This window comes from Pontibacillus sp. HN14 (genome assembly GCF_021129245.1).
Classification (GTDB): Bacteria; Bacillota; Bacilli; order Bacillales; family BH030062; genus Pontibacillus.
The window spans coordinates 802,936-825,391 of record NZ_JAJOLR010000001.1; the positions used below are offsets into that span (position 1 = coordinate 802,936).

The window sequence follows — 22,456 nt, forward strand, 5'->3', positions numbered from 1 at the left end:
ATCGTAAGCTTCCCCTCTTAGTCTGTCAATTTAATCTTGTGTAGAATGTATAGGTTTTGAGTAAAGGAACATACTAACACTAACAACAAGTTAAAGGATGGAAGAAATGACCTCGAATCATACATCGATTGTTTATCGTCCCCTTGTATATGATGGACAACTTAAAACATACATTGGCAGCCCGAATGCTTACCATACTTCCGTAGAAGCAATTATTGAAGCGATGAATTTTGCAGACCTTTACAATGATGATATGTATGACGGTGCTATAGTATGGCAGGATTCAGAAGTTACAAGAGCCTCTAACAATAACTTACGCGTATTAAGTGGATCACTAAAAGATGATGGTGCTCCAACATTTTTTATAGAAATTAAACAGCTTCTAAATAAAGGATCCATTCAAGTTTCCGAGAAATCACGAGCCAAACCCGTCGCTCGAGAACGTAATCAAGCAATGGCTATGCGTGTAGGAGAAGAAATTGACTTAATGGATTATCCTATAAATGAATAAATAACTATCCAGATAAAAATGTTTGAAAATTTAGTAGATATTAATATATTCACCTTTATCTTTGAATTTTTGTTATCATGTTTGTTTGGTTTTTATATTTTTTATTGTTCGGAGTTGCTACTAAGTATTAGTTGGTTCATTGCGCTCAAGTTTGCTCGTACCTCATACGCTTTATAGAAACTTAAAAATCCACCCTAAAGGGTGGATTTTTTTTATCTCGGTTTGGCAACAATTCCATTGTGAACTTTTATATATCCGTGTTGTTTTATATCAAAGCCATTTTCATATACGTACAATCCCATTTGTTCTATTGTCATTAGTTCACGGTACGTATGATTCATCACATCTGCCATAACGTTATAGTAAAGCTTAGAACGTAACTGCTTCCTTGGTGTCGTCATAATTGCATACCCATTAGGTTTTAAAAATTTCCGATGCCATTCCATGACTTCAGGCTTGTAGGCATCAGGAAAATGTTCTAATAAGCCTACAGATAAAACGATATCAAATTCCTTTCCATATGGCAGATTCCTGATATCATCGACTACATAATCGATTGTGAAATCATCTTTATAATAAACTTTCTGATGGCCTGTTGATTGATTTTCCCCTAAAAAAGGATACGTTTTCGGGAATTCTTCAAAACGAGTACTCTTGCAATATTCATCGTAATCAACCATAGTAATCTCAGCACCAGGATACATTGCTGCAAGCTGCATGGCCTCATAGCCTTCAGCTGCCCCGAGAAATAAAATCCGCGGCTTAGAAATGTCTAAACCTTCAAATAGAGCTCTTTTTCCTCTCGGATCCCACACTCCATCTTGTATTCGGTGAGCATAATTCCATAATTGTATTTTAGCTAGTTCTCCTATGGTCTTTCTAATTTGATTAGGGTTAAAGGTTTTTAGACTTGCTATGAATGCTTGCTTCTGCTCTTTCATCTCTGTGGGAACATCCTTAATAAACCATTCATGAAACGCTTTGTTAAAGTACTTCCATGATGTGAATGGTCTTATTTCCTTCCCTTTTTCTTTTTCATACAATAGCCGATCACTGGAATACTTTTTTACTTCAAATGGTCTTCCTACTTCCTTCCAGCTCACCATTGCCCAATTGTTAATTCGATTCATTTTAACAAACTTGTTATACTCTTTTTCATTATAGTTTCTAAGATCTACTCTATAACTAGGAAGTATATCTGTTCTTCCCAAATCATTTTCAGAATAAGGCTTCTTGTCTTTTGGTAGGTCTAATGTATTCTCCATCATTTTGTCCCCTCTCCATAAACTGAATTTGTCTCATTATAACCGATTTTGAAAGCGCTTCCAATTGTTTGTTGAACGATTTGTTTTTTTATTATTCGGAGTTACTACTAAGTATGATAAAGTTACCATGATTAATCATACTTAGATCATTGGCACCTATTATTGTCAGAAATTTCTTCATATACACAATTAGCTTTTTGATAATTCTCCAAGTATTTGATAACGTCAAAAACGTGGCAAAGTTATCAAAATAGCTTCCCCACGTTTTAAATTTAATTCTTTTAGCTTTCCTTCCTGTGTTAGAGCTCTTATTTATATTGAGTTTAGCTGCATAGCGAATGGTGTGATCATATTGTTTTTAATATCGGAGTTACTACTAAGTTTCAATAGGTAGCAATTAAGTTAACATAATATTTTTATGATAACGTAATTCAACTTTCTTGAATATCTTTTATCCAATTTTTAACTTTTATAATGGTATTGTCACTTGAAATTATAGAATTATGATCTTCTCCTTGCTCGACAGTAAAGGGGTGATTTGTTATATCTCTCCATAAATCACACATTTTTGAAGAATCTGTTATCTCATCTTCTTCTCCAATCATCATAAACAGTGGTAGCTTGGAATTGTGTAATGATTTAAGATTATTTTCCACTGGAAAACGAGAAAATAATAGTCGAAAACTTAGAGTAAGCTTTCGATCTTGGTGAAAATCGTCAGGGATGGTAGCAATCTTTGCTCTATTTAACAAGCCTATTTTAAAGCGATGAAGTGTGTAAAGGATAATCGATTTGTAAAACTTTACTTCAAACAACTGATCTTCTTCTTGATCTGACTGTTGATTGAATCTATAAACCGGTAATGAAGGATGAAAAAATGGTGATAAGAAAATAATCCCCGTACCTTTGCTACATCCTTTTTCTAAATACCTATATAAATTGCCACACCCCATTGAGTGACCGACCCAATATAGATTGTGGATCCCTCCCTCTCTAAGATATATTTCCAAATCCTCTAAGTCATCGTCGTATTGACCAATGTAATATAGATCTCCCCTTTTTAGTGTCGGATCATAGCCTCGTAATAGTGGAATAATTACATTTACTTCAGTTTTAATTTTTAAGGCAAATTGTTGAATGTGATGCAATTCTGCAGTGATTCCATGTATAAAAACAATTGTAGGTTTCTCTTTACTATTCTCCCCATAAAAATAGTACTGAAGATAGGTTTGGTCCCGAGCTTTAAAGGTATATAGATTTTCCTCATTCATAAGGTAACCCCTCTCACTATGTAACATAGTAAAACTGGATGTAACGTTAAAAAATTACCCTAAATACAACTCTGTAAACTCTTCCGGAAATTAGTAAACCATAATCACATTATGTTAACTAATAACATTAGAAAAATTTAGCTTCTAAATTGTATGAGTAGATTTCCCTCTTCTATATAAACTATATATAACTACATGAAAGGTGGGATAGTTATGGATATGATTGACCCTAAAGAGATAAAATCTGGAGATGAAGTGTTTGTACTCTACAGGAATCCACACACACCTACAGTGATGAATATTAAGCAAGCTGAGATCGTACCTCATCCTCATAACCCTGAACAAAACGCCCTATTTTTACATGAAACTTATCATCTAATTGAAGAAAATGATGCCCTTTTCACTAGCGAAGAGGCTGCCCAAGCCGCTTATGATGAAATTTACGGAGAACAAAGCTGATGATCTTAGTTTAAACCACCTCATAAAAGGAAATGGTTCTATTAGCTTACAGATATGAGGTGATTTAGATGAAGAGGGTTCATATGATTATAGAAGGTCGGGTACAAGGAGTTGGATTTAGGTATTCAGCTCAACAGAAAGCTCATGAATGTGACGTGTATGGTTGGGTGAAGAATAAATCGAATGGTACGGTTGAAATAGATGCCCAGGGTGATGAAGAAAAGATACAATCATTTACTGAAGCCATTAAGCATGGACCTAGCCCATACGCAAAGATATCCGATTTTACAATAGAAGAACTCGCTCCAACTGAAACGTATTCGACGTTTGAAATTCGGTAATAAAAATGCTGCCCACAAGAGGGCAGCATTTTCTTTTTATTTACTTTTCTTCTGCATTGGTCGAACGATTACTTCGTTTACATTCACATAGTTAGGCTGTGATGCCGCATAAACAACAGAACGGGCAATATCATCAGCTTCTAACGTAATACGGTCCCCTCTATCCTTGAACATCTCTAATACTTCTTCATCGGTAATGTGCTCAGGAAGTTCAGTAGAAACGGCACCTGGAGAAATATTGGTTACTCGAACACCCGTTTTTGAAAGCTCTTTCTCCATGCCTTGAGATAAAGCTTTTACAGCGTATTTAGTAGCGCTGTATACCGTACTAGATGGGAACACTTCATGGCCTGCAACTGATGATACGTTAATAATATGGCCACTTTCTTGTTCAAGCATTGTAGGTAAAGAGGCATGGATGCCAAATAAAACCCCTTTAACATTCACATCAATCATTTTTTCCCACTCATCTACTTTATCATTCTTTAAGAAAGAAAGGAGCATTACACCTGCATTATTTACAAAGTAGTCCACTGTCTTAAATTCATCTTTTGTTTCTTTTACTAATCGTTCCATATCTTCTTGCTTGGTTACGTCAGTTTGTACAACTTTAACCTGAATATCATGATTACTCTTTAAGGAATCCGCCAGATTGTGTAAACGGTCTTCACGGCGAGCTGCTAACACAACATTGACACCTTCACTCGCGAAATGTTGAGCTATGGATTCACCTATACCACTACTTGCACCTGTAATTACCGCTGTTTTTCCTTTTAATTCTGTCATGTAAAAGCCCTCCTCTATTGTTGGTTACTTAGTCACCATTCCCTCTCGCACAAAAAATATTCAATCTGATGGATCTATGAGCACATTGGATAAATCTATTGATTGTATATATAGCAGTGTTTAAATATAGAACACGATTGTTGATGACTCTTAATTTGGCAATGGTTCTTTTTCTCGATCATAAGTGGTAGAATGGTAGCTAGTGTGTTTAATTTTATATAGAAAGGGAGTTTCATATATGGAAGACATGAAGCTTCACCCCATTACGCCCCAAAATGATCCTTGGGAAGCTTATATGGATGTAACAGAGCATGGAGAGATGATTCTCTCAAATGTTGAATTTACAACAACTCATCTTTGTAATATGCGGTGTGATCATTGCGCAGTAGGATACACGCTACAAAATAAAGATCCAGATGCCCTACCGTTTGAACTATTAAAAAAGCGTTTGGATGAGATTCCTCATTTGCGCGCACTTAGTATCACCGGAGGGGAACCTGTTTTGTCAAAGAAATCTGTGGAACAGTATGTAGTGCCTCTATTGAAGTATGCACATGAGCGAGGGGCTCGTACTCAAATAAATTCAAATCTAACGCTTCCTTACGAACGATATCAACCGATTATACCTTATCTAGATGTATTACATATCTCACATAACTGGGGAACGGTTGAGGAGTTTATAACAACAGGCTTTGCAAGAATGGAAAGAAAACCTTCTGAGAAATTACGAAAAGAATATTTTGAACGAATGGTTGAAAATTCACAGAGATTGTCCGCTCAAGGGGTAATGGTTTCAGCAGAAACAATGCTAAATAAACGAACTTATCCTTACCTAGAACAAATACATGACCATGTCATCGAGATGGGGTGCCAGCGACACGAAGTACACCCAATGTATCCTGTTGACTTCGCAAGCGGACTAGAAACTCTCAATTTAGAAGAGATGCGGGATGGAATTACGAGATTACTCGATCATCGTAACGAAGACATGTGGATGCTGTTTGGGACGTTGCCATTTTACCCATGTAGTACTTCCTCAGAAGATCTTGCCCTACAGCAACGTTTGTTCAATGAGAAAAATGTTACCGTACGGAATGACCCAGATGGTCGATCTCGATTAAATGTTAATATTTTCAGCGGAGAGATAATCGTTACAGACTTTGCTGACGAACCGCCACTTGGAAATATTCAAACAACCTCTCTCCCGGATGCCTATAATAAATGGAATGAAAGTTCATTAGCCCAAGCTTTAAATTGCCACTGCCCAGCTGCAGCTTGTTTAGGTCCTAATGTACTTGTAAAGAATACTTATTACAAAGATGTTGATTTTAATCAAAGAGAATCTAAAATCAGTCGATCATGAACCAAGACCGCTAAGGAGAAAAACTCTTTAGCGGTCTTATGTTTAAAGGTTAAGTATCTAACCTTCCCTTAATAGTGATGATGGGGTGGGAAGTGCGGGATTACCTCTTCTCCTATCTCTTGAATGACTTCTTCTGCCGGTCTTGTACTATTGGCTAATGATAGCAAAACGTGATTAACTCCGATTTGTTCGTGTTGCTTTAACCACCTAATTAGCGCCTTAGAACCCATACGATAACCTAAGGTAATTTTCTCTGGCTCTTGATCTTTATCTTCAGCAAGGTCAAAAACAATTGGTTGGAAAAAGGGCTTGAATGTTTTTTGATGAAAGTTTTCAACTTGTTCCCTGTATTGGTTTATAAGAGCCTCTTGCTTCTCAATAGATTGAGGGTAGAACATCCATCCATCACCATGCTCAGCCACCCACTCCATACTCTGCTGAGCGTATCCAGTTATAAACATCGGAATGGACCTAGTAGGTTTTGGAACAAGCGTTGCGTTCTCTATTTTCCCAAAATTAGAGTCGAAGTTTACGTAGTCCTTATATAATAAATGTTGAACATAATCATAAGCCTCTCTGAACAGCTTCCCTCTTTCCATAATAGGAATATTCATTGCTTCGAAATCTCGTCTTCGATCTCCAGATGAAAGGCCGAGCATAAAGCGTTCAGGTAATAGATTCTCAATACTGGCCACATCTTTTGCAAATCTTGCAGGGTGACGTAAAGCTAAAACTGATGCCGCTGTCCCGAAGTTGATCAACTGGGTATGAGCACTTAAATAAGTTAAATAAATAAAACTATCCAAAATTTGTCCAGTTGCGGGGTCATGGAAGGTAGGATCCTCTAGCAACACATCTTGAAACCATATGGAAGTAAATCCGAGTTGTTCAGCTAGTTGTACCCGTTCGACTTGATTTTCAAGCGTCGGCATTGCTTTGCCGTGATTTTCAAGTGGCATATTTAATCCGATTGTTAAGTGATTTTCTTTAATCATACGACTATAGCCATAATGGTCTTTCCAATTCATTCTTTAACGTCCTTTCTGGTAGCTCTGTTCACGTTTAATAGCATACTTAAGCGTAAGCATAGGCAGATAAAACCCTCGCTTGAACCGAATAGTAAGGTGTAGGCTAACTAGAAGTATGAAAGAAGAATAAATTTATGACAAAAAATTAGCTTAAGATCATACATAATGCACCATTCTTGGCAGAACACTATTAGGAACGTTATACTATTATGGTGAAAACTTGTGTACCAGCTGTTAGGAGGGTTCCCGTGAAGCAATATAATATTCCTGTAGAAGCAACATTGGATGTAATTGGTGGAAAGTGGAAGGTTGTTATACTTTGTCACCTAATTGATAATGGAACAAAACGAACAAGCGAGTTAAAACGACTGATCCCTGAAATTACTCAAAAAATGTTAACTCAACAATTAAGAGAACTTGAAGATGACGGCATCATAGAAAGAAGAGTCTATAATCAAGTGCCCCCTAAAGTGGAATACTCCTTAACTGACTACGGATGGAGTCTTGAGACAATCTTAACTTCCTTATGCACATGGGGGGAAGACCACATTGCTCAAACAGGTGATGAATTAAAGAAAGAAACAATCGAATCATAAACCTAACTTTAAAAGGGTCCAGTCTATTTTGACTGGACCCTTTTTAGATCACATTGTTTCTTTATAATAGTTAATTATTTACTCCGAAGATATACACGCTCTCCTTTTGCCCAAGTTTCTTCAACAGATAACGAACGTATTTGAAGAGGATCTACTTCTGTAGGAAATGCATCTAATAAGACGAAATCAGCTTGATAACCTTCTTTAATCCTGCCTTTTCTAGATTCTTGGAATTCCAAATAAGACGGTGTTTCTGAAAATGCCTTAAAGCTCTGATGAATTGAGAGCTTCTCTTCAGGCATCCATCCACCCTCAGGTTGATGATTGTCATCAACGCGATTGACTGCAGCAAATACAGAGTCAAGTGGATTAATAGAACCAATTGGAGCATCAGAACTTAGTGTAATCGGAACATTATGCTGAAGCATTTTCTGAAATGCATCACAATATGGGAGCAGTTCTTCTGGACTCCAATTATCCTTCTTATCCCATTCACCCATTAAAAAGGTAGGTTGCGTTTCAATGTATGCTCCCACTTTGCCTAATCGCTTCAACAAGTCTTCTCCTAATGTCTGAGCGTGGATGATCCGATGCCTCAATTGTGATGTATTGGCCTCCTCTTGTTCTAAAGCAATGAGTGCTGATTCCACCCCTCGATCTCCAAGAGCATGCATCGCTACTTGCATTCCTGCTTCTGAGGCTTTACGAATCATACGATTCAATTCTTCTTGTTCGTAAATCAATTGACCCGTTGTTTCTGGAGCATCTGGATAAGGTTGTCTCATTGCCGCGGTGTGAAGACGTTGCGTTCCATCTAGAAAGATTTTAATCGATCCTACTTTGATATGATCTGTTCCTTGACCAGTACGTCGAACGGTGTCTTTGATAAAATCATCAAGATCTTTCTCATCGTATACGTAATGGTGCAAGAATGCTTCAATAGGCAGCTCCCCTTGCTCCTCTACCTCTTCATATGCTTTCCAAAGTGTATCATATGAACCGACAAAGCTTCGGTCATCGGTATGAACAGACGTGATCCCGTTAGAAACCAGATAAGGGATCGCTTCACATAAAGCATTCTTTGTGTCCTCAATAGAACGTTCCCAGAGGTGATAGTTAATAAAGTGTACCATGGTATCCTTAAATCGACCGGTAAGATTACCTTCTTCATCTCTTTCTTTAAATACTTCAGGTTGTTTATAAAAATCCTCTTCCTCTTGAAGTCTTTCTAAAAGCTTATGGCTAATAACACATTCATGCTGGTCATGATGCATAAAGTACATATATTTATCAATTTCAATTTCATTAAGGTCATCTGATGTAAGAAGATCATCAATATCAGAGAACTGAGCATCATCAAATCCTTTTCCGAAGATCCAATTTTTGTCTTCAAGAGATTTATAATGCTGTTCTACTTCTTTTTTCATCTCTTTCCAAGATGTCACTTCTGTAAGATCTAACTCTTTCTTTAATAATCCAAAGCGTAATAAATGCATATGGGAATCAATAAATCCAGCTACTATCGTTTTTCCTTCACCATCTATTGCATCCGGATCTCCATTTAGTCCTTCTTCAATCTTTGTAAATACTCCATTTTCAATATGTAAAGAATACGTTTTTGAATGATCAAAGGACTGATCTGGTGTATAAATACGAACATTTTCTATAATCATGCTATCCCTCCTATTAAGTGATTCCAAAAGTACTCTACCCTTCTTTAAAATCCTAAAACGTAAATGGATATTATGACCTACTTCAACATAGGCATAGAGTAGTATGAGAAGAAAGGAGGAAGCTACATGGCTATTAAATTGATAAAGATTTCTGCCTTATACTTTTTAATCTCAGTAGTATTAGGATTAATCATGTCCATTACTCATGATTACCGTTTCACTCCCGTACATGTACACATGAACTTATTAGGTTGGACCTCATTAACACTAGCAGGTATCTTATATTATCATTTTCCGGCACTAGGGCAATCGCTATCTGGAAAAATTCATTTTTGGCTCCATAACATTGGATTGCCAATTATGATGATTTCCTTATTCTTATTACTTTACCTTGAAAACGATGCTTTTGGAATGGGAGCAGCTATCGGTTCAACGGTAACGGTCTTAGGCATTATAGCTTTTGTTTGGAATATTTGTGTGAACCTGAAAGCTTCTTAAAAAAGGCACAAAAAAAGGACCTCGAAACGAGGTCCTTTTTTTATACTTCTTTAAAATAGTCTTTCTTAAAACCGCCCATACGACCTGTATTATCAATAATGAAGATAAACTCTTCTGTTTCATTCTTAACATCATATATTTTCCCAGGTGTGAGCACGCGGTCTACAATGTACTTTTCTGCATCCGCATGCACGCATTCCACTTTTTTTATGGTTTCTGTTTCGTACCAAGTTTTATGAATCATTTCGACAACTCCTTTATGTACAACTATTCTTATCTTACTATAGATCAATCAATTGATTCAATCTTTTCCTATATGAATACAGGTACCTCTTCTGACAGATAAATCCCTTCAAGGGTAATCGTTGTAGAATAAGCTAAGAGATGAACCCCTTTATCACGAGCATTTTTAAGCGCTTTCGTAAACGAAGGATCAATATGTTCAGCAGGACGCACAGAATGAAGTCCATTCCGTTGGCAAACAAAGAGAATCGTCCCATGCCAATCGTTTTCTTCAATGATAGAAGTTAATTCGGTAACGTGCTTCGTCCCACGTTTAGTAACGGCATCAGGGAAAAACCCTTCCCCCTTGTAACCTAAGGACACACTCTTGACCTCAATTAAATGATGTTGATTTCCTTTAGAAACATAGAAATCCCACCTTGAATGACCTTTAGTAAATTCTCTAGCCTTAAATAGGAACGACTTGAATGGCTCAATCATTTCTTCTTTCAGAGCCTTTTCTATCAGATGATTGGCTAGTGTTGTTTGCAAGGAAATGAGAGCACCATCAACGGGGTCTTGAGCCAATACAGCTGACCAACTTGTTTTGCGGTCTTTCTTATCACTATATTGGACATAGATCGTGGCTTCATCTCGAAGCACTTCTTTCAATCGGCCAGGATCAGGGAGATGCACTTTAACGACTTCTTTTGAATGTCTTAGGCGGCAATGAAGAATAAATCGGTTTGGTCGTTCTACGAATGTAGCTTCGTAAAGTGGCTGATGAAAAGGAATGAACATGAATTTACTACCCCCCAAAAAAAGAATGCCTTGGAGCTTCAACCATCACCCTCAAGTCTCTCATATGCTAGTATACCACTTCTTAGCTTCATAAACTTCCGCTTCTGTCAGCTGGTGACCATTATTCTCCCAATAAAGGTGAACCCTCGCATAAGCCCCTTCTAATAGGTCTTTAAGGTCTTTTGTTTCTTCAGGTTTACATAAAGGGTCATTTGTTCCTGCTCCAATAAAAATGGGTAAATTACTCATGTCCGGAAGTGATACACCTCTACGCGGAACCATAGGATGAAAGAGGATAGCTCCTAATAAAACTTGCTTATAATGAAAGAGTAAACTCCCCGCTATATTAGCACCGTTTGAATAGCCGATCGCTACAACATGTTTACGGTCAAATTCATACTTCTCTGCAGCCCAATCCAGGAAACGATACAACTCATTTGTCCGGTAGACAAGGTCTTCCTCATCAAAAACGCCCTCACGTAGACGTTTGAAAAAACGTGACATCCCATTTTCATTAACCTGCCCTCTAACGGATAACACAGATGCTTTAGGATCGATCATATCAGCTATAGGAAGTAAATCCTCTTCAGTTCCACCTGTCCCATGTAAAAGAAGAAAAACCGGCTTCCCTTGTTCCCCTTGTTTAAATAAATGTTTCATTTTCATATCCCACCCTTTAAGTTTACATAATATAATTATGGTTTTCCATCATGATCTACTAAAATTTTATCTCGATTTCGAGATAATGTCAATAACTACTCATTTTTCTGAAATGAGCAATGCACAATAAATCCCTATTCAAAAACCCTCCCTGATATTAATCAAAGAGGGTTTATAGTTCCTATTAATTAAACAGAAATTGTAAATATCCATAGCCATTTTGTTCTAATTCGTGTTTTGGAATAAACTTCAAGGCTGCAGAGTTAATACAATAGCGCAAGCCACCTTCTTCTTTTGGACCGTCATCAAAAACATGCCCTAGGTGTGAATCACCTGCTCGGCTTCTCACCTCAGTTCGGATCATACCATGAGTAGTATCCATGTTCTCTTCTACAAAGTAGGAATCAATCGGGCGTGTAAAACTTGGCCAACCACAACCAGCATCGTATTTGTCACGGGAGCTGAATAAAGGTTCACCAGAGACAACTTCGACATAAATTCCTTCCTCTTCATGATCATAGTACTCATTTCTAAAAGGAGGTTCAGTTCCATTTTCTTGTGTCACTTTATACTGCATAGGTGAGAGTGTTTCTTTTAGTTGGTTAGGGTCTTTCTCCATCTTCCAATGAGTCTCGATAAAATCTTTACGGCCAGATCCTTGTTTATAACGTTTATAGTGATAAGGCTGTTTTTTATAATAATCTTGGTGCTTTTCCTCAGCTGTATAGAAAGTAGAAGCAGGCAAAATCTCTGTTACAATAGGAGCTTTAAACTTTCCGCTCTCTTGTAATTCATGTTTAGACTTCAACGCTAATTCTTTCTGTCTTTCATTATGATAGAAAATAGCAGTTGAATACGATTCTCCACGGTCTGCAAACTGTCCACCTGCATCAGTTGGATCAATTTGCTGCCAGAACACTTGCAAAAGATGTTCATAAGGGAATATCTCAGGATCAAACGTAATCTGCACAGCTTCTACATGGCCTGTTGTATCCGTAACAACATCCATGTACGTAGGATTTTCCATGTGACCTCCTGTATAACCGGAGACCACTTTATGAATACCTGGACGCTGATCAAATGGTTCTACCATACACCAAAAACAGCCACCCGCAAATGTCGCAATCTCAAGATTGTTGCTCGTCACGATGCATTCCTCCTCTAATCAAAACAAATAGATCGTATCCTATATTGTTTCCTTTAAGAGGTGAAAAATCAAGAAAATTGCTTATTTAGATATACATTCTTGGCTTAGAAGGCCCGTTTCCTTCTGACAACGGTTTTGAAATAGGCTCTTTCTTATTAGAGTTTTTTTGGGAAGTGTGACTAGCTACCGTGCTAGATGGTTCTTTTTTCGTTTTATTCTCTTTATTAAGAGTAACATCAGATTCTTGTTGGTCATCTGATTCTACTGTTTCATCACCATCATCTGGTTCGTTCATAATCTTCATTAACTTAAACATCGTCGGAATGTTACGTACCATCGGCCCATATTCTTGGACCATTGGCATGGCTGATTGAGCCATTTTCAGCACTTGTTGTACATTATTCAACATCCCAGTAGCTCCACCGCCAGTTCCCGCTAATCCTTGAGCTGCTCCGCCTAATGACGGAAGTCCCCCTCCCCCTCCAGAGGAAAAGAGTTTTGAGAGAAGGCCGCCTCCTCCACGCGCTTGGCTAGCGACTTCTTGAACTCCCATATTCGACATACCAGGAAACCCTTGCATGCCTCCAAATCCATTGAACCCCGTAAAATTACGAGGAAGTGGATTTTGAAATCCTTGGGGTCCAAACCTTTGGGGCATTTGTGGTAATCTAGGGCCTTGATTAAACATTCTTCCTGCTTGGGGTATATTACCGGGACCAAATGATCTCATACCTTGATTCATTGGCTCCCCTCCTTTTTATATTCACTACTTCTAATGTACGTAAAGAAGGGATGGAAGGTGTAGGCGAATCTAATAATTTTAGTCGGATCGCCAATCGTTTCTACAATCCTTCAATAAATTCAGAACTAAAAACTCCTCTAATCAATCGTTTAGAATGGTTAGAGGAGTGCATACAGTATTATGATGAATAGGGATCATGTGGAAGTTGCCAATCAATAGGATCGAGGCCTTGTCGTACTAAAAATTCATTTGTTCGAGAGAAATGGTGACTTCCAAAAAAGCCTCTATAGGCAGACAGAGGACTCGGGTGAGGTGCCGTTAAACACAAATGCTTAGTTGTATCGATCATATTCATTTTCTGTTGAGCAGGTTTCCCCCATAATAAAAACACAACCGGGGATTCACGCTGATTAATCGCTTCAATTACAGCGTTCGTAAACTTTTCCCATCCTTTCCCTTTATGAGAGTGAGCTTGACCTTCCCTTACAGTTAATACCGTATTCAATAGAAGGACGCCTTGTTCAGCCCAATGTAGTAAGTGCCCATGATTTGGAGGGGTGATCTCAACATCCTCCTTTAACTCTTTATAAATATTACGGAGAGAGGGAGGGATTGCTACTCCAGGATTAACCGAAAAACTAAATCCGTGAGCTTGATCAACTCCGTGATAAGGATCCTGCCCTAATAGGACGACCTTTGTATCCTTATAGGACGTATAGTGCAAAGCATTAAAGATATCATGCATAGGAGGATGAATCATTTTATTGGCATACTCACTCTTCAAAAATTCCCTTAAATGCTGATAATACTCTTGTCTAAATTGGCTATCTAAAACATCTTTCCAATCGTTTTTTAAAATTTCCATATCCATTCTCCTCGGGCATTATGTAGATAAATAAAAACAGGTACCATAAGGGTACCTGTTTTTGAAGTATAGCATTCAATGTCGGAATCGTTCAATCTGTTGTTAGCTCTCCCGCGATTATGAGAGCAAAACTACCACTTAGAATCAGTCCAAAAACCATAGCCGTCATCATAGGAATCCCTTCTTTCTCCTCATTTATGATTGGTCTACTTTCAGTATAAGCGAAAGAAGTCCCTCTGGAATGAATGACTTATGGCAAATTCATGAAAATTCATAAGGGAAATGCTTTCTATTTCCCGGGCAAGCGCAACATTCTACATGAGTTTTTGTTTCCTGTCATTAATTGACGCTATATAACGAAATTAATCGGTAGACTAATCGTGTTTGACCATTGGCCCAAGTCATTTCGACAATTTTAGCCGTGCCGGTCTGCTCTGAGTCCTCAGTTCGTAAAACCTCTACTAATTCATCTACAGGAAATAAACAATACCGATCGAGATAGAGTTCAAATACGTTTTCTTTTTCCTCTACTCTTTTTTCATCACCAAAAGTAATAATCCTTGTTTCTAATGAAAGAGGCATAGACATCCTCATCCCCTCCATCCCTATCCTTTTTCCTTTATCCTACTTTAGAGTCGGGTGCTTGACAAGTCATTTCTATATGATCCATTGATTATAAGCCTTACCTGCCATATAGAGAGACTCGCCGTCGGCTGACGAGAAGTCATCATAGTTGAATGGGAAATAAATCGAATGCTTAGTCAGAATTTTAGTATTTCGTTCAAACTGCTTGGAATGTTTCATCTCCGAACCTTCTTCAGACATACATTCCATAAGACTCTGTAATGTCTGAAGAGCAGCGGTGATCTCTAGTATTTCTTTAAGGGAAAACTCTTCTAGATCTTTTAACTCAAGGACTCCGAAGTTCTTTAAATCCTCTCTATAAGAACTAGAGAAGAAAAAAGGAAAGAGGGATTCAAAAAAATATGTAACCATTTCTTTTACATACTTATGCTGTTCAGGGGTTGATGCTGTGACAATTCTCATGATTATAAAGGCCTCCTCAACGTACTCACGCTGTCATTTCGTATAATGATAATGGAAATAGATTAATATTAATTCTATCCATTACTATATCACGCGAAATTGTCAGAATTTAAGATGTAAATACTTCCAGTTATTTAATGGAAGATAAATTGGCACGTAGACCCTTTAGGAGAAGGAAGTATTTGTAATTTAGCAGGGATTTCTTGTTTTAACTGAGGTACGTGCGAGATAATACCTAGCATTCGATTTCCTTTTTGGAGATCTTTCAGACAGTCAATCGCCTGTTCTAAGGAAACTTCATCAAGAGTGCCAAAGCCTTCATCAATAAATAAGGTATCCAATTGAACACCCCCTGCATGGGCTTGTACAACATCCGCCATTCCAAGCGCAAGACTTAAGGCAGCTTTAAATCCTTCCCCTCCAGATAATGTTTTGACAGACCGTTTTTGGCCGGTATAGTGGTCAAGCACTTCAAGGTCAAGACCACTCTGCGCCCCGCCTTTTGCTCTTTCCTTGCTACGTTCCAATTGATAACGGTGTTCTGTCATTGCATCAAGCCGAAGATTAGCTTGAAGAATAATTTCATCTAAAAACGCCGAAAGTACATAGCGCTCAAATGACAATTTATAAGAATTATCACCTCTAGCTAATTGTGATAGCTCTCCAATATAATAATATCTTTGTTCACTCTTTAGTTTCTCATCTAGTAAGTCCTGTAATTTACTATGGATCCTCTTCTGTTCCTTAATCTTCAGATGCAATACTTGTTGACTCTCGTTAAGTTGCTGAAGTCTTTTCTCTGAATAGGTTACCTGTTCCTCGTAATAAGAAAGGTCTGGCTCAACTTCGTGATCAAGTTGCTTTTTAAGCGTCTCATAACCTTCTAATAGAGATTTATAGGATGAATGGAAATTCTCTACTTCTTTTTGTTTTTGTTCAACGATGTGAGTGTCCATTTTGGCATGAGTATAATCTTCAACGGAATGAAAGCCCATCTCTATTAAGAACTTCTCAAAGGACTCTGTAGCTGCTTGGACATGATGATCTGTTTCTTGTAAAAAACTTTTTTGCCCTTCTATTTCTGTTTCTAACTTTTGCTTTTGTTCTCTTTCTTTTTGATAAGCTTCCGTAGTTTCCTTTAAAGCTTTTTGCTTCTTCAGATACTCTTCCTCCATATTGGATAGCTCACGTTTGAAACTTTCAATATCAGCAGTCATACCAGACACTTCTTCTTCAATTTGAGCTCGCTTTGTAGATGCCGTTAGCCACTGATCATGTTGTGATGAGAGTTGTTTACGGCTGCTTTCTAGTGTTTCACTCACCTTACTAATCATTTGGCTTACTTCGTCCATTTCTTTACGAGCACCCTCAATTTGTTGAATCTGACGGGAAAGTGACTCCTTCTCCAAACGTAAAGTTTTTTGCTTCTCTTGCCAAAATTGAAACTGTTCTTGCCGAGTATTATTGTCTATAAGGTCCTCTTTTAAATGTTCCACGAGATCATTCGAGAGCTGATCCGTTATTTGGCGCTGAGTTTGTCCATCAGATTTAATTTGAATATATGATTCTTGCTCTTTACTATGCTTTTCTTCGGCTTCTTCTAGCTGTTTACTCGCTCGCTCAAGTTCTTCATCAGAAATGGGTGTCTTATGTGTAGTTGCTTTATCCGGATGCTCTAAGGATCCACAAACTGGACATGCTTCTCCGTTCTTTAAGTGGCTCGCCAATCGAACAGCTTGATTCTGTTGGTTAGTCTGTTCTAATTGTTTCAAATTAGCTTTTGAACGCTCAATATCCTTTTTTGCATCCTCGAGTCGTTTTTTTGATTGGTGATAAGACTGAATCATCGTTTGGATCTTTTTTTCTTCATTTATCAGGTTTTGTAACTGTTCTAGTCGATTTTTGTATTCTTTTTCCTGATTTTCTACTTCATAATACCGCTTCGTTAAACCTTGTGAATCGGCTGTTTCTTTTGAAAGGTTCTGCCACTTCTCATTTAATTCTTTCATTTGTTCTTCTAATTTCTTAACCGAAGCTTCCACTTGCTCTTTCGATTTCTTGAGAGATTTCTCATCTTCTTGCAATGTTTTAAAATGTTCTAGCTTCTCATAATCTTTTTTCTTTTGTTGGATGGTTAAGTTTAATGACTCTAATTCATCCTCTTTAGAAATGGCGGATTCATAGTCTTTTTTGGTTTGTTGGTAGCGTTCATTGAGGCTTTGGAGTGCTTTTTCTTTTTGAAAGAGTTGATCTTGCTGCTTTTTCTTTTCTTCTTTTCTTTGAACAACTTGTTCTTCATAGGGCTTAACCCGACTGGCCTTAATCGCAGCCCCAATTTCTTGCTCGACCTTTTCCATCTCAGGCTTTTGTTTTTCCAGCTGTTTGACTTCTTGCTCTTGTTGAACCAATTTCTGGAAGGATTGTTTTAACTGTTTCTTTTCATAAAAAGTTTCTCGAGCGGATGTTAACGTGTTTCGTTCTTTCTCAATCATCTCTCTATTATGATGATGGTGCCGTTCGTCAGATTCTATATCTTGTTGAAGCTTTGTTAGCACATCAGATGAAGATGATAGAGAATCACGTGTTTCCTCATCCCAATCTAAACGATTGAGTTCTTCTTGTTCCCTTGCCTCTATGGATTCTATTACATTTTTTAACTCTCTTGACTCCTCTTTTAAACGATCAGTCATTTGTTCATAAACGTACGTTTGAAAGATTTTCTGTAAGATCTCTTCTCGTTCTTTACTGTTCTCTGATATCAGGCGTCTAAACTCACCCTGTGGGATCATAATCATCTTTCGAAATTGTTCATAGTCTAAATGAAGCATATTTTCAATAGACTCATTTACTTCTCTGATCTTCGAAGCAAGAAGCTCATGTTCTCCCTCTTTTATTCGATATAATTCAGCTTTCGGGGGTTGCTCGGTAAACCCTTCACCTTTTTCTTTTTTCTTTAATTGCCGAGGGGTTCTCTTCACCTCATACATGTTCTGTTTTAGTTCGAAGCGAAACTGAACTTCCGTCTGCTGGTCCTCTTCTGCAAAATGACTTCTTAATGTATCTTGATCTCGGTCACTACCGCTTGCACGACCGTATAATGCATAAACCATCGCATCAAATATACTCGTCTTTCCGGCACCGGTAGGCCCTGTAATAAGAAACACCGTTTCTTGACCTAATTGGGTGAAATCGACCACCTGCCGATCAGAATATGGCCCAAATGCTTCAATTGTTAGTTGAATCGCTCGCATACTATTGGTTCCTTTCTTGTTCCTGAATTTCGTTAATAATAGTAGAAATGGCTTCTTTTCTCTGATGATCCATCTCACTACCTTTTACTTCTTTATAGAAGGATTCAAACAACTCCATATGAGACATTTGCTTTCTCTCTTGAACATTGGATAATTGATCAGTATGTGCCTTACCAATTAACCCTACGCGTTCTAGACTTAATACATTAGGATATTTCTTCCTGAGCTTCCCCATAGGATCGAGAATTTGACCTTCATCAAGCAGTTTAATATGCAGGTAATCCTCCATACCTTCTTCATGTTCGTCAAGAAGATCATGTAAATACCCTTCTTTCACCCTCATATCTCGTTTAGGAACCAAGGGTTCTTGTCTGATAGAAGAGACACCATCATGGTCTAATTCCACAACTGTTACCCCTTTTTTATGGCGGGCCTCTGAGAAGGAATACTTTAATATAGAACCTGAATAACGAATCGATTCATCTTGAACTCTTTGAGGTTGATGCAGGTGTCCAAGTGCTACATAGGAGAAGTCTCGGAAGAGCTCAGCCTGAATATAAGGGGCACCTCCAAGCATGGACAGTCTTTCCTCAGATTCTGATTCCATCCCACCCGCTAAAAACGCGTGACCCACAAATATATGGCGTTCTTCTTGCTGCTGATCTTCTGTTATATGATCAATAATCGCTTTCATAGCTTGCTGGTGGGTCTCAATTGTATCGTCTTCTAGAACTTTCCTAACATCTGCAGGTTCGACGTAAGGGATTAAATGAAAATTTACTTCGCCATATTCATCTGAAAGGCGAACTGGTGTAAAAGCATCCTCTAATCTTGCTTGCAAATAAAATTGCTGTCGTTTAAAAAGTTGGCTTCCGAAATTTAAACGGTCAGGACTGTCATGGTTTCCCGATATCGCTAATACGGGTATATTTAAATCAAAGATTAACGTAATGAGTGTGCGGTTTAATAAATCAACCGCTTCTTTTGGCGGTACAGCCCGGTCATATAAATCTCCTGCAATAATAACCGCATCTGGTTTCTCATTTTTTACGATCTCTATAAATTGATCAAGAATGTATTCTTGGTCTTCTGTCATATGTAATTGATGGACAAGCTTCCCTAGATGCCAGTCCGCAGTATGAATAATTTTCATAGATGAACCTCCCTTTGCACTATCGTACCAAATTCTATATCACTGAGCTAAATAATCAAGTGTCATCTCAAAGATTATAATGGAAGAGGTAACGTCAACCACTTCCTATTCCATTGTAATACAAATTAATTTCCTTTTCTCCGCATTCGCCCATACATTCTCCGCTATTTCACCATATTGTAATACTATCCATGAAAAAGGGGGGCCTCACATGAGCTGTGGCTATGGAAATAATTTCGTACTAATCGTTGTCTTATTTATTTTGTTAATTATTGTTGGTGCTACATTCCTTTATTAATGCAAAAAACCGCCAAAAGGCGGTTTTTTTATACGTTAAACGTTAAATTGCTTCATTCATTTGATACTCTTCCCACAGTTCATCAAAAACACTTAATGCAGTTGGAAATGGTATATTCCACTCTAAGTAACGGCTTATCTCATCATAAGAATGGGAATGTTTCGGGAAGTTAGCATCTTCAAACATCCAGTCCGCTAACCCACTCTTATCATCAGGTACTAACTTACCGCGAAAAGTCATCATAAAATGGTAAAACGATCGCATTCTCTTCCCCCTTGCTATATCATGCTTTTTACTTTTGTAACATGAAGTCTTGTAAAAAGCAATCTAGAAAGAAAAAAGATACCCTCAAGGTATCCTTTTCTTCTGTTATGATTCTGTTGTGAATTCTTCTGTTTTCCTTGCTTGTTTTCTAGCTACGATACCCGATAGAATGATGGATACCTCATAGAGAACAATGAGTGGAATTGCCACTACAATTTGAAGAATAAAGTCCGGAGGAGAAATCATAGTTCCTATAATAATGAGTACAAAGTACGCGTATTTACGCACCTTTCGCAGTAAACCAGGTTGAACAATTCCAAGACTTGTTAAGAACATCATAATGATTGGAATTTCAAAGAAAATGGCGAAAGGTAATGTGATTCTTAATAAGAATTTAAAATACTTATCTGCTGTAAACATCATAGTGAACATGTTATCCCCTAAAGAAACCAGGAAATTAAATATTAAAGGTTGAATCATGAAATATCCGAAGCATAATCCTCCAATAAAGAGGAGGAAAATAGCCGGGATATAGGCTAGAGACACCTTCTGTTCTTTAGGTGTTAAGGCAGGTTTAATAAACAACCACACTTGTAAGCAGAGAACAGGCAGTGTACCGGCGATAGCAATCACACTTGCTAACGTTAAATAAACCCATAATATATCAAATGGCCCTAAAACGGTCAGGGTGGTGTTCTGATTATCTAACTCCTGCAGTCGCTGCTCGAATCCTAGTTTAAAGAATTGGAAGATCTCTTCTATAAAAATAAAACCGCCAATAAAAAAGAGAATAAAAACACTGATGGTAATAATTAATCGCTTCCGAAGTTCCCCTAAGTGCTCCGTTACATTCATTTCTTTATCTAAATTATTATGTCCGTGTTCCATTGCTGCACCTCCAAATGGGAGCGTCGATTCCATTTTCATGAAAGAAGATGTAAGAGACTTTGCCCCTTACATCTCCTTATACAAACACTTTAAGCATTTTTGTCTTGCTTTTGATCAATCTTCTTGGAATCTTCAGAATCACCACTAGTGAGGTCTGATGTTGCTTTTTTAAATTCACGTAGTGAACTACCAACAGCTTTACCAACCTCAGGAAGTTTAGAAGGTCCAAAAATGACAAGAGCAATCACTAAAATAAGTATAAGACCAGGTACGCCAATTGAGCCTAACATAATCACCACTCCATGTCTTTATTATTGTTGAGTGTTAGGGGATGTTTGATCTTGATTAGAAGAATTTCCTTTAGATTCAATGATCGTCTGATCATCTTCATCATTCGTCAATTCCCGGGCTGATTTCTTAAATTCCTTTAATGTCTGCCCTGTTGCCTTACCAATTTCAGGTAACTTTTTGGGCCCAAAAATGATAAGTGTAATTGCAAGGATCAGGATTAACCCTGGAATACCAATTGTTGATAACATGTCCTCACCGTCCCTTGTCCAAATGGCAGTCATTCTAACTGCGCATTTTTTCTAATTGGATCTATTATTTTAAGTTTCTCACAAACATCCGTACTCTAAACAGATCCATGATAAATTATTTCTAATATCCACGGGAAAAATATGTCTTTCGTCTTCGATTGTAAGCCTTTTTATATGTTTTGTCTATGTTTCATCTATAATTCTAGATAGACGTTCTTCCTTTATGTCCACTAAAGATCTCTTCCTTATAAAAAAACTCATGCAACAACCTGCATGAGTTTCATTCTTACTTTCGGTCATATTGACAGAAGTAATATTCGTATGGATTCTTATCGTCCTGTTTACCTTGCTCTTTTTTCGTAAGTATCCATTCATCTTTATTAAATGGAGGGAAGTAAGTGTCACCAACGAAGTCTTCCTCAATTCGTGTAATATACATCCGATCTGCCTCACCAAGAGTTTGTTCAAAGATGTGACTTCCTCCTATGATGAGGTACTCTTTATCAGGGTTTTGTTTATTCCATTCAAATACTGGATCCAAGCTATGGATTACTTTGCAACCCTCAGCTTTAAAGTCCTCATCTCGTGTCAGAACCACATTTTCTCGATTAGGCAACGGTCCATTCATTGACTCAAATGTTTTCCTACCCATTATTATGGTCTTTCCAGTTGAAACCGATTTAAAAAATTTCAAGTCATTAGGCAATCTCCAAGGTAAATCATTATCTCTTCCTATTAAGCGATTTCGATCCATTGCGACTAAAAATGAGAGCATTTGTTCTTCCTCC

Annotated in this window: 27 protein-coding genes; 7 read left to right on the forward strand and 20 right to left on the reverse strand. The window is 37.7% G+C overall.

What is annotated here, in order from left to right:
- The first annotated feature begins 106 nt into the window (after positions 1-106).
- On the forward strand, positions 107-511 hold the full coding sequence (locus LQ226_RS04025) for a hypothetical protein (RefSeq protein ID WP_231416540.1): 405 nt from the start codon (positions 107-109) through the stop codon (positions 509-511).
- A gap of 212 nt (positions 512-723) precedes the next feature.
- Here LQ226_RS04025 and LQ226_RS04030 read toward each other — a convergent pair whose 3' ends face one another.
- Together LQ226_RS04030 and LQ226_RS04035 are read right to left on the reverse strand one after the other, a co-directional pair.
- Complete coding sequence (locus tag LQ226_RS04030) at positions 724-1,779, reverse strand: class I SAM-dependent methyltransferase (protein WP_231416541.1); 1,056 nt, start codon at positions 1,777-1,779, stop codon at positions 724-726.
- 428 nt (positions 1,780-2,207) lie between these two features.
- Positions 2,208-3,047, reverse strand: coding sequence for an alpha/beta hydrolase (locus LQ226_RS04035; RefSeq protein WP_231416542.1), 840 nt, complete (start codon positions 3,045-3,047; stop codon positions 2,208-2,210).
- Positions 3,048-3,260: 213 nt separating this feature from the next.
- Between LQ226_RS04035 and LQ226_RS04040 the strand changes: the two genes are divergently transcribed.
- Both LQ226_RS04040 and LQ226_RS04045 read left to right on the forward strand, forming a co-directional pair.
- The gene (locus LQ226_RS04040) at positions 3,261-3,506 is read left to right on the forward strand and encodes a transcriptional regulator SplA domain-containing protein (RefSeq protein ID WP_231416543.1); all 246 of its coding nucleotides are present in this window, start codon (positions 3,261-3,263) and stop codon (positions 3,504-3,506) included.
- A gap of 68 nt (positions 3,507-3,574) precedes the next feature.
- A complete protein-coding gene (locus tag LQ226_RS04045) occupies positions 3,575-3,847 on the forward strand; it encodes an acylphosphatase (RefSeq protein WP_231416544.1) in 273 nt (90 codons plus the stop codon).
- Positions 3,848-3,883: 36 nt separating this feature from the next.
- Here LQ226_RS04045 and LQ226_RS04050 read toward each other — a convergent pair whose 3' ends face one another.
- Positions 3,884-4,633, reverse strand: a complete 750-nt coding sequence (locus tag LQ226_RS04050; protein WP_231416545.1) for an SDR family oxidoreductase — start codon at positions 4,631-4,633, stop codon at positions 3,884-3,886.
- Positions 4,634-4,871: 238 nt separating this feature from the next.
- On the opposite strand from LQ226_RS04050, the gene yfkAB reads away from it, so the two are divergent.
- Positions 4,872-5,996 carry a radical SAM/CxCxxxxC motif protein YfkAB gene (yfkAB, locus tag LQ226_RS04055; RefSeq protein WP_231416546.1) on the forward strand — a complete coding sequence of 375 codons (1,125 nt, stop codon included), beginning with the start codon at positions 4,872-4,874 and terminating at the stop codon, positions 5,994-5,996.
- 68 nt (positions 5,997-6,064) lie between these two features.
- Here yfkAB and LQ226_RS04060 read toward each other — a convergent pair whose 3' ends face one another.
- Positions 6,065-7,024, reverse strand: coding sequence for a TIGR03571 family LLM class oxidoreductase (locus LQ226_RS04060; RefSeq protein ID WP_231416547.1), 960 nt, complete (start codon positions 7,022-7,024; stop codon positions 6,065-6,067).
- A gap of 248 nt (positions 7,025-7,272) precedes the next feature.
- Between LQ226_RS04060 and LQ226_RS04065 the strand changes: the two genes are divergently transcribed.
- Positions 7,273-7,620: a winged helix-turn-helix transcriptional regulator gene (locus LQ226_RS04065; protein ID WP_231416548.1), complete on the forward strand. Its 348-nt coding sequence runs from the start codon at positions 7,273-7,275 to the stop codon at positions 7,618-7,620.
- A 74-nt stretch (positions 7,621-7,694) separates the two neighbouring features.
- On the opposite strand, the gene LQ226_RS04070 is transcribed toward LQ226_RS04065, so the two are convergent.
- Positions 7,695-9,293, reverse strand: a complete 1,599-nt coding sequence (locus LQ226_RS04070; RefSeq protein WP_231416549.1) for an amidohydrolase — start codon at positions 9,291-9,293, stop codon at positions 7,695-7,697.
- Positions 9,294-9,419: 126 nt separating this feature from the next.
- Here LQ226_RS04070 and LQ226_RS04075 point away from each other — a divergent pair, with 126 nt between their 5' ends.
- Complete coding sequence (locus LQ226_RS04075; RefSeq protein ID WP_231416550.1) at positions 9,420-9,791, forward strand: cbb3-type cytochrome c oxidase subunit I; 372 nt, start codon at positions 9,420-9,422, stop codon at positions 9,789-9,791.
- A 40-nt stretch (positions 9,792-9,831) separates the two neighbouring features.
- On the opposite strand, the gene LQ226_RS04080 is transcribed toward LQ226_RS04075, so the two are convergent.
- From LQ226_RS04080 to LQ226_RS04125, 10 genes are all read right to left on the reverse strand, one after another.
- Positions 9,832-10,035 carry a DUF6501 family protein gene (locus LQ226_RS04080; RefSeq protein WP_231416551.1) on the reverse strand — a complete coding sequence of 68 codons (204 nt, stop codon included), beginning with the start codon at positions 10,033-10,035 and terminating at the stop codon, positions 9,832-9,834.
- Positions 10,036-10,103: 68 nt separating this feature from the next.
- Entirely contained in the window at positions 10,104-10,814 is a 711-nt protein-coding gene (sfsA, locus tag LQ226_RS04085) for a DNA/RNA nuclease SfsA (RefSeq protein WP_231416552.1), read from the reverse strand.
- A 60-nt stretch (positions 10,815-10,874) separates the two neighbouring features.
- Positions 10,875-11,474: an alpha/beta hydrolase gene (locus tag LQ226_RS04090; protein ID WP_231416553.1), complete on the reverse strand. Its 600-nt coding sequence runs from the start codon at positions 11,472-11,474 to the stop codon at positions 10,875-10,877.
- 184 nt (positions 11,475-11,658) lie between these two features.
- Positions 11,659-12,621: a peptide-methionine (S)-S-oxide reductase MsrA gene (msrA, locus tag LQ226_RS04095; protein WP_284526480.1), complete on the reverse strand. Its 963-nt coding sequence runs from the start codon at positions 12,619-12,621 to the stop codon at positions 11,659-11,661.
- 85 nt (positions 12,622-12,706) lie between these two features.
- Positions 12,707-13,363, reverse strand: coding sequence for a VrrA/YqfQ family protein (gene vrrA, locus LQ226_RS04100; RefSeq protein WP_231416554.1), 657 nt, complete (start codon positions 13,361-13,363; stop codon positions 12,707-12,709).
- Positions 13,364-13,541: 178 nt separating this feature from the next.
- Positions 13,542-14,228: a uracil-DNA glycosylase gene (locus tag LQ226_RS04105; protein WP_231416555.1), complete on the reverse strand. Its 687-nt coding sequence runs from the start codon at positions 14,226-14,228 to the stop codon at positions 13,542-13,544.
- Between the two features lie 339 nt (positions 14,229-14,567).
- Complete coding sequence (locus LQ226_RS04110) at positions 14,568-14,816, reverse strand: DUF2584 family protein (RefSeq protein ID WP_231416557.1); 249 nt, start codon at positions 14,814-14,816, stop codon at positions 14,568-14,570.
- A gap of 69 nt (positions 14,817-14,885) precedes the next feature.
- On the reverse strand, positions 14,886-15,275 hold the full coding sequence (locus tag LQ226_RS04115) for a DUF5365 family protein (protein ID WP_231416559.1): 390 nt from the start codon (positions 15,273-15,275) through the stop codon (positions 14,886-14,888).
- Between the two features lie 134 nt (positions 15,276-15,409).
- On the reverse strand, positions 15,410-18,604 hold the full coding sequence (locus tag LQ226_RS04120; RefSeq protein WP_231416560.1) for an AAA family ATPase: 3,195 nt from the start codon (positions 18,602-18,604) through the stop codon (positions 15,410-15,412).
- A complete protein-coding gene (locus LQ226_RS04125; protein WP_231416562.1) occupies positions 18,528-19,679 on the reverse strand; it encodes an exonuclease SbcCD subunit D in 1,152 nt (383 codons plus the stop codon). The genes LQ226_RS04120 and LQ226_RS04125 overlap by 77 nt, the downstream gene beginning before the upstream one ends.
- A 211-nt stretch (positions 19,680-19,890) precedes the next feature.
- Between LQ226_RS04125 and LQ226_RS04130 the strand changes: the two genes are divergently transcribed.
- Positions 19,891-19,977 carry a YjcZ family sporulation protein gene (locus LQ226_RS04130; protein WP_231417566.1) on the forward strand — a complete coding sequence of 29 codons (87 nt, stop codon included), beginning with the start codon at positions 19,891-19,893 and terminating at the stop codon, positions 19,975-19,977.
- Positions 19,978-20,019: 42 nt separating this feature from the next.
- Here the strand turns inward: LQ226_RS04130 and LQ226_RS04135 are convergent, their stop codons facing one another.
- From LQ226_RS04135 to LQ226_RS04155, 5 genes are all read right to left on the reverse strand, one after another.
- Positions 20,020-20,241 (reverse strand): YozE family protein, encoded by a 222-nt coding sequence (locus LQ226_RS04135; RefSeq protein WP_231416563.1) that lies wholly within the window; start codon positions 20,239-20,241, stop codon positions 20,020-20,022.
- Between the two features lie 105 nt (positions 20,242-20,346).
- Positions 20,347-21,129 carry a twin-arginine translocase subunit TatC gene (gene tatC, locus LQ226_RS04140; protein ID WP_231416564.1) on the reverse strand — a complete coding sequence of 261 codons (783 nt, stop codon included), beginning with the start codon at positions 21,127-21,129 and terminating at the stop codon, positions 20,347-20,349.
- A gap of 89 nt (positions 21,130-21,218) precedes the next feature.
- Positions 21,219-21,419, reverse strand: coding sequence for a twin-arginine translocase TatA/TatE family subunit (locus tag LQ226_RS04145; RefSeq protein WP_231416565.1), 201 nt, complete (start codon positions 21,417-21,419; stop codon positions 21,219-21,221).
- Positions 21,420-21,440: 21 nt separating this feature from the next.
- Positions 21,441-21,668 (reverse strand): twin-arginine translocase TatA/TatE family subunit, encoded by a 228-nt coding sequence (gene tatA, locus LQ226_RS04150; protein WP_231417567.1) that lies wholly within the window; start codon positions 21,666-21,668, stop codon positions 21,441-21,443.
- Positions 21,669-21,954: 286 nt separating this feature from the next.
- Positions 21,955-22,443: a dihydrofolate reductase gene (locus LQ226_RS04155; protein ID WP_231416567.1), complete on the reverse strand. Its 489-nt coding sequence runs from the start codon at positions 22,441-22,443 to the stop codon at positions 21,955-21,957.
- Positions 22,444-22,456: the final 13 nt, after the last annotated feature.

Coding starts and splice junctions, on each gene's coding strand:
- LQ226_RS04025 (WP_231416540.1), top strand. CDS start 107: ATGACCTCGAATCATACATCGATTGTTTATCGTCCCCTTGTATATGAT.
- LQ226_RS04030 (WP_231416541.1), bottom strand. CDS start 1,779: ATGATGGAGAATACATTAGACCTACCAAAAGACAAGAAGCCTTATTCT.
- LQ226_RS04035 (WP_231416542.1), bottom strand. CDS start 3,047: ATGAATGAGGAAAATCTATATACCTTTAAAGCTCGGGACCAAACCTAT.
- LQ226_RS04040 (WP_231416543.1), top strand. CDS start 3,261: ATGGATATGATTGACCCTAAAGAGATAAAATCTGGAGATGAAGTGTTT.
- LQ226_RS04045 (WP_231416544.1), top strand. CDS start 3,575: ATGAAGAGGGTTCATATGATTATAGAAGGTCGGGTACAAGGAGTTGGA.
- LQ226_RS04050 (WP_231416545.1), bottom strand. CDS start 4,633: ATGACAGAATTAAAAGGAAAAACAGCGGTAATTACAGGTGCAAGTAGT.
- yfkAB (WP_231416546.1), top strand. CDS start 4,872: ATGGAAGACATGAAGCTTCACCCCATTACGCCCCAAAATGATCCTTGG.
- LQ226_RS04060 (WP_231416547.1), bottom strand. CDS start 7,024: ATGAATTGGAAAGACCATTATGGCTATAGTCGTATGATTAAAGAAAAT.
- LQ226_RS04070 (WP_231416549.1), bottom strand. CDS start 9,293: ATGATTATAGAAAATGTTCGTATTTATACACCAGATCAGTCCTTTGAT.
- LQ226_RS04075 (WP_231416550.1), top strand. CDS start 9,420: ATGGCTATTAAATTGATAAAGATTTCTGCCTTATACTTTTTAATCTCA.
- LQ226_RS04080 (WP_231416551.1), bottom strand. CDS start 10,035: ATGATTCATAAAACTTGGTACGAAACAGAAACCATAAAAAAAGTGGAA.
- sfsA (WP_231416552.1), bottom strand. CDS start 10,814: ATGTTCATTCCTTTTCATCAGCCACTTTACGAAGCTACATTCGTAGAA.
- LQ226_RS04090 (WP_231416553.1), bottom strand. CDS start 11,474: ATGAAACATTTATTTAAACAAGGGGAACAAGGGAAGCCGGTTTTTCTT.
- vrrA (WP_231416554.1), bottom strand. CDS start 13,363: ATGAATCAAGGTATGAGATCATTTGGTCCCGGTAATATACCCCAAGCA.
- LQ226_RS04105 (WP_231416555.1), bottom strand. CDS start 14,228: ATGGAAATTTTAAAAAACGATTGGAAAGATGTTTTAGATAGCCAATTT.
- LQ226_RS04110 (WP_231416557.1), bottom strand. CDS start 14,816: ATGTCTATGCCTCTTTCATTAGAAACAAGGATTATTACTTTTGGTGAT.
- LQ226_RS04115 (WP_231416559.1), bottom strand. CDS start 15,275: ATGAGAATTGTCACAGCATCAACCCCTGAACAGCATAAGTATGTAAAA.
- LQ226_RS04125 (WP_231416562.1), bottom strand. CDS start 19,679: ATGAAAATTATTCATACTGCGGACTGGCATCTAGGGAAGCTTGTCCAT.
- LQ226_RS04130 (WP_231417566.1), top strand. CDS start 19,891: ATGAGCTGTGGCTATGGAAATAATTTCGTACTAATCGTTGTCTTATTT.
- LQ226_RS04135 (WP_231416563.1), bottom strand. CDS start 20,241: ATGCGATCGTTTTACCATTTTATGATGACTTTTCGCGGTAAGTTAGTA.
- tatC (WP_231416564.1), bottom strand. CDS start 21,129: ATGGAACACGGACATAATAATTTAGATAAAGAAATGAATGTAACGGAG.
- LQ226_RS04145 (WP_231416565.1), bottom strand. CDS start 21,419: ATGTTAGGCTCAATTGGCGTACCTGGTCTTATACTTATTTTAGTGATT.
- tatA (WP_231417567.1), bottom strand. CDS start 21,668: ATGTTATCAACAATTGGTATTCCAGGGTTAATCCTGATCCTTGCAATT.
- LQ226_RS04155 (WP_231416567.1), bottom strand. CDS start 22,443: ATGCTCTCATTTTTAGTCGCAATGGATCGAAATCGCTTAATAGGAAGA.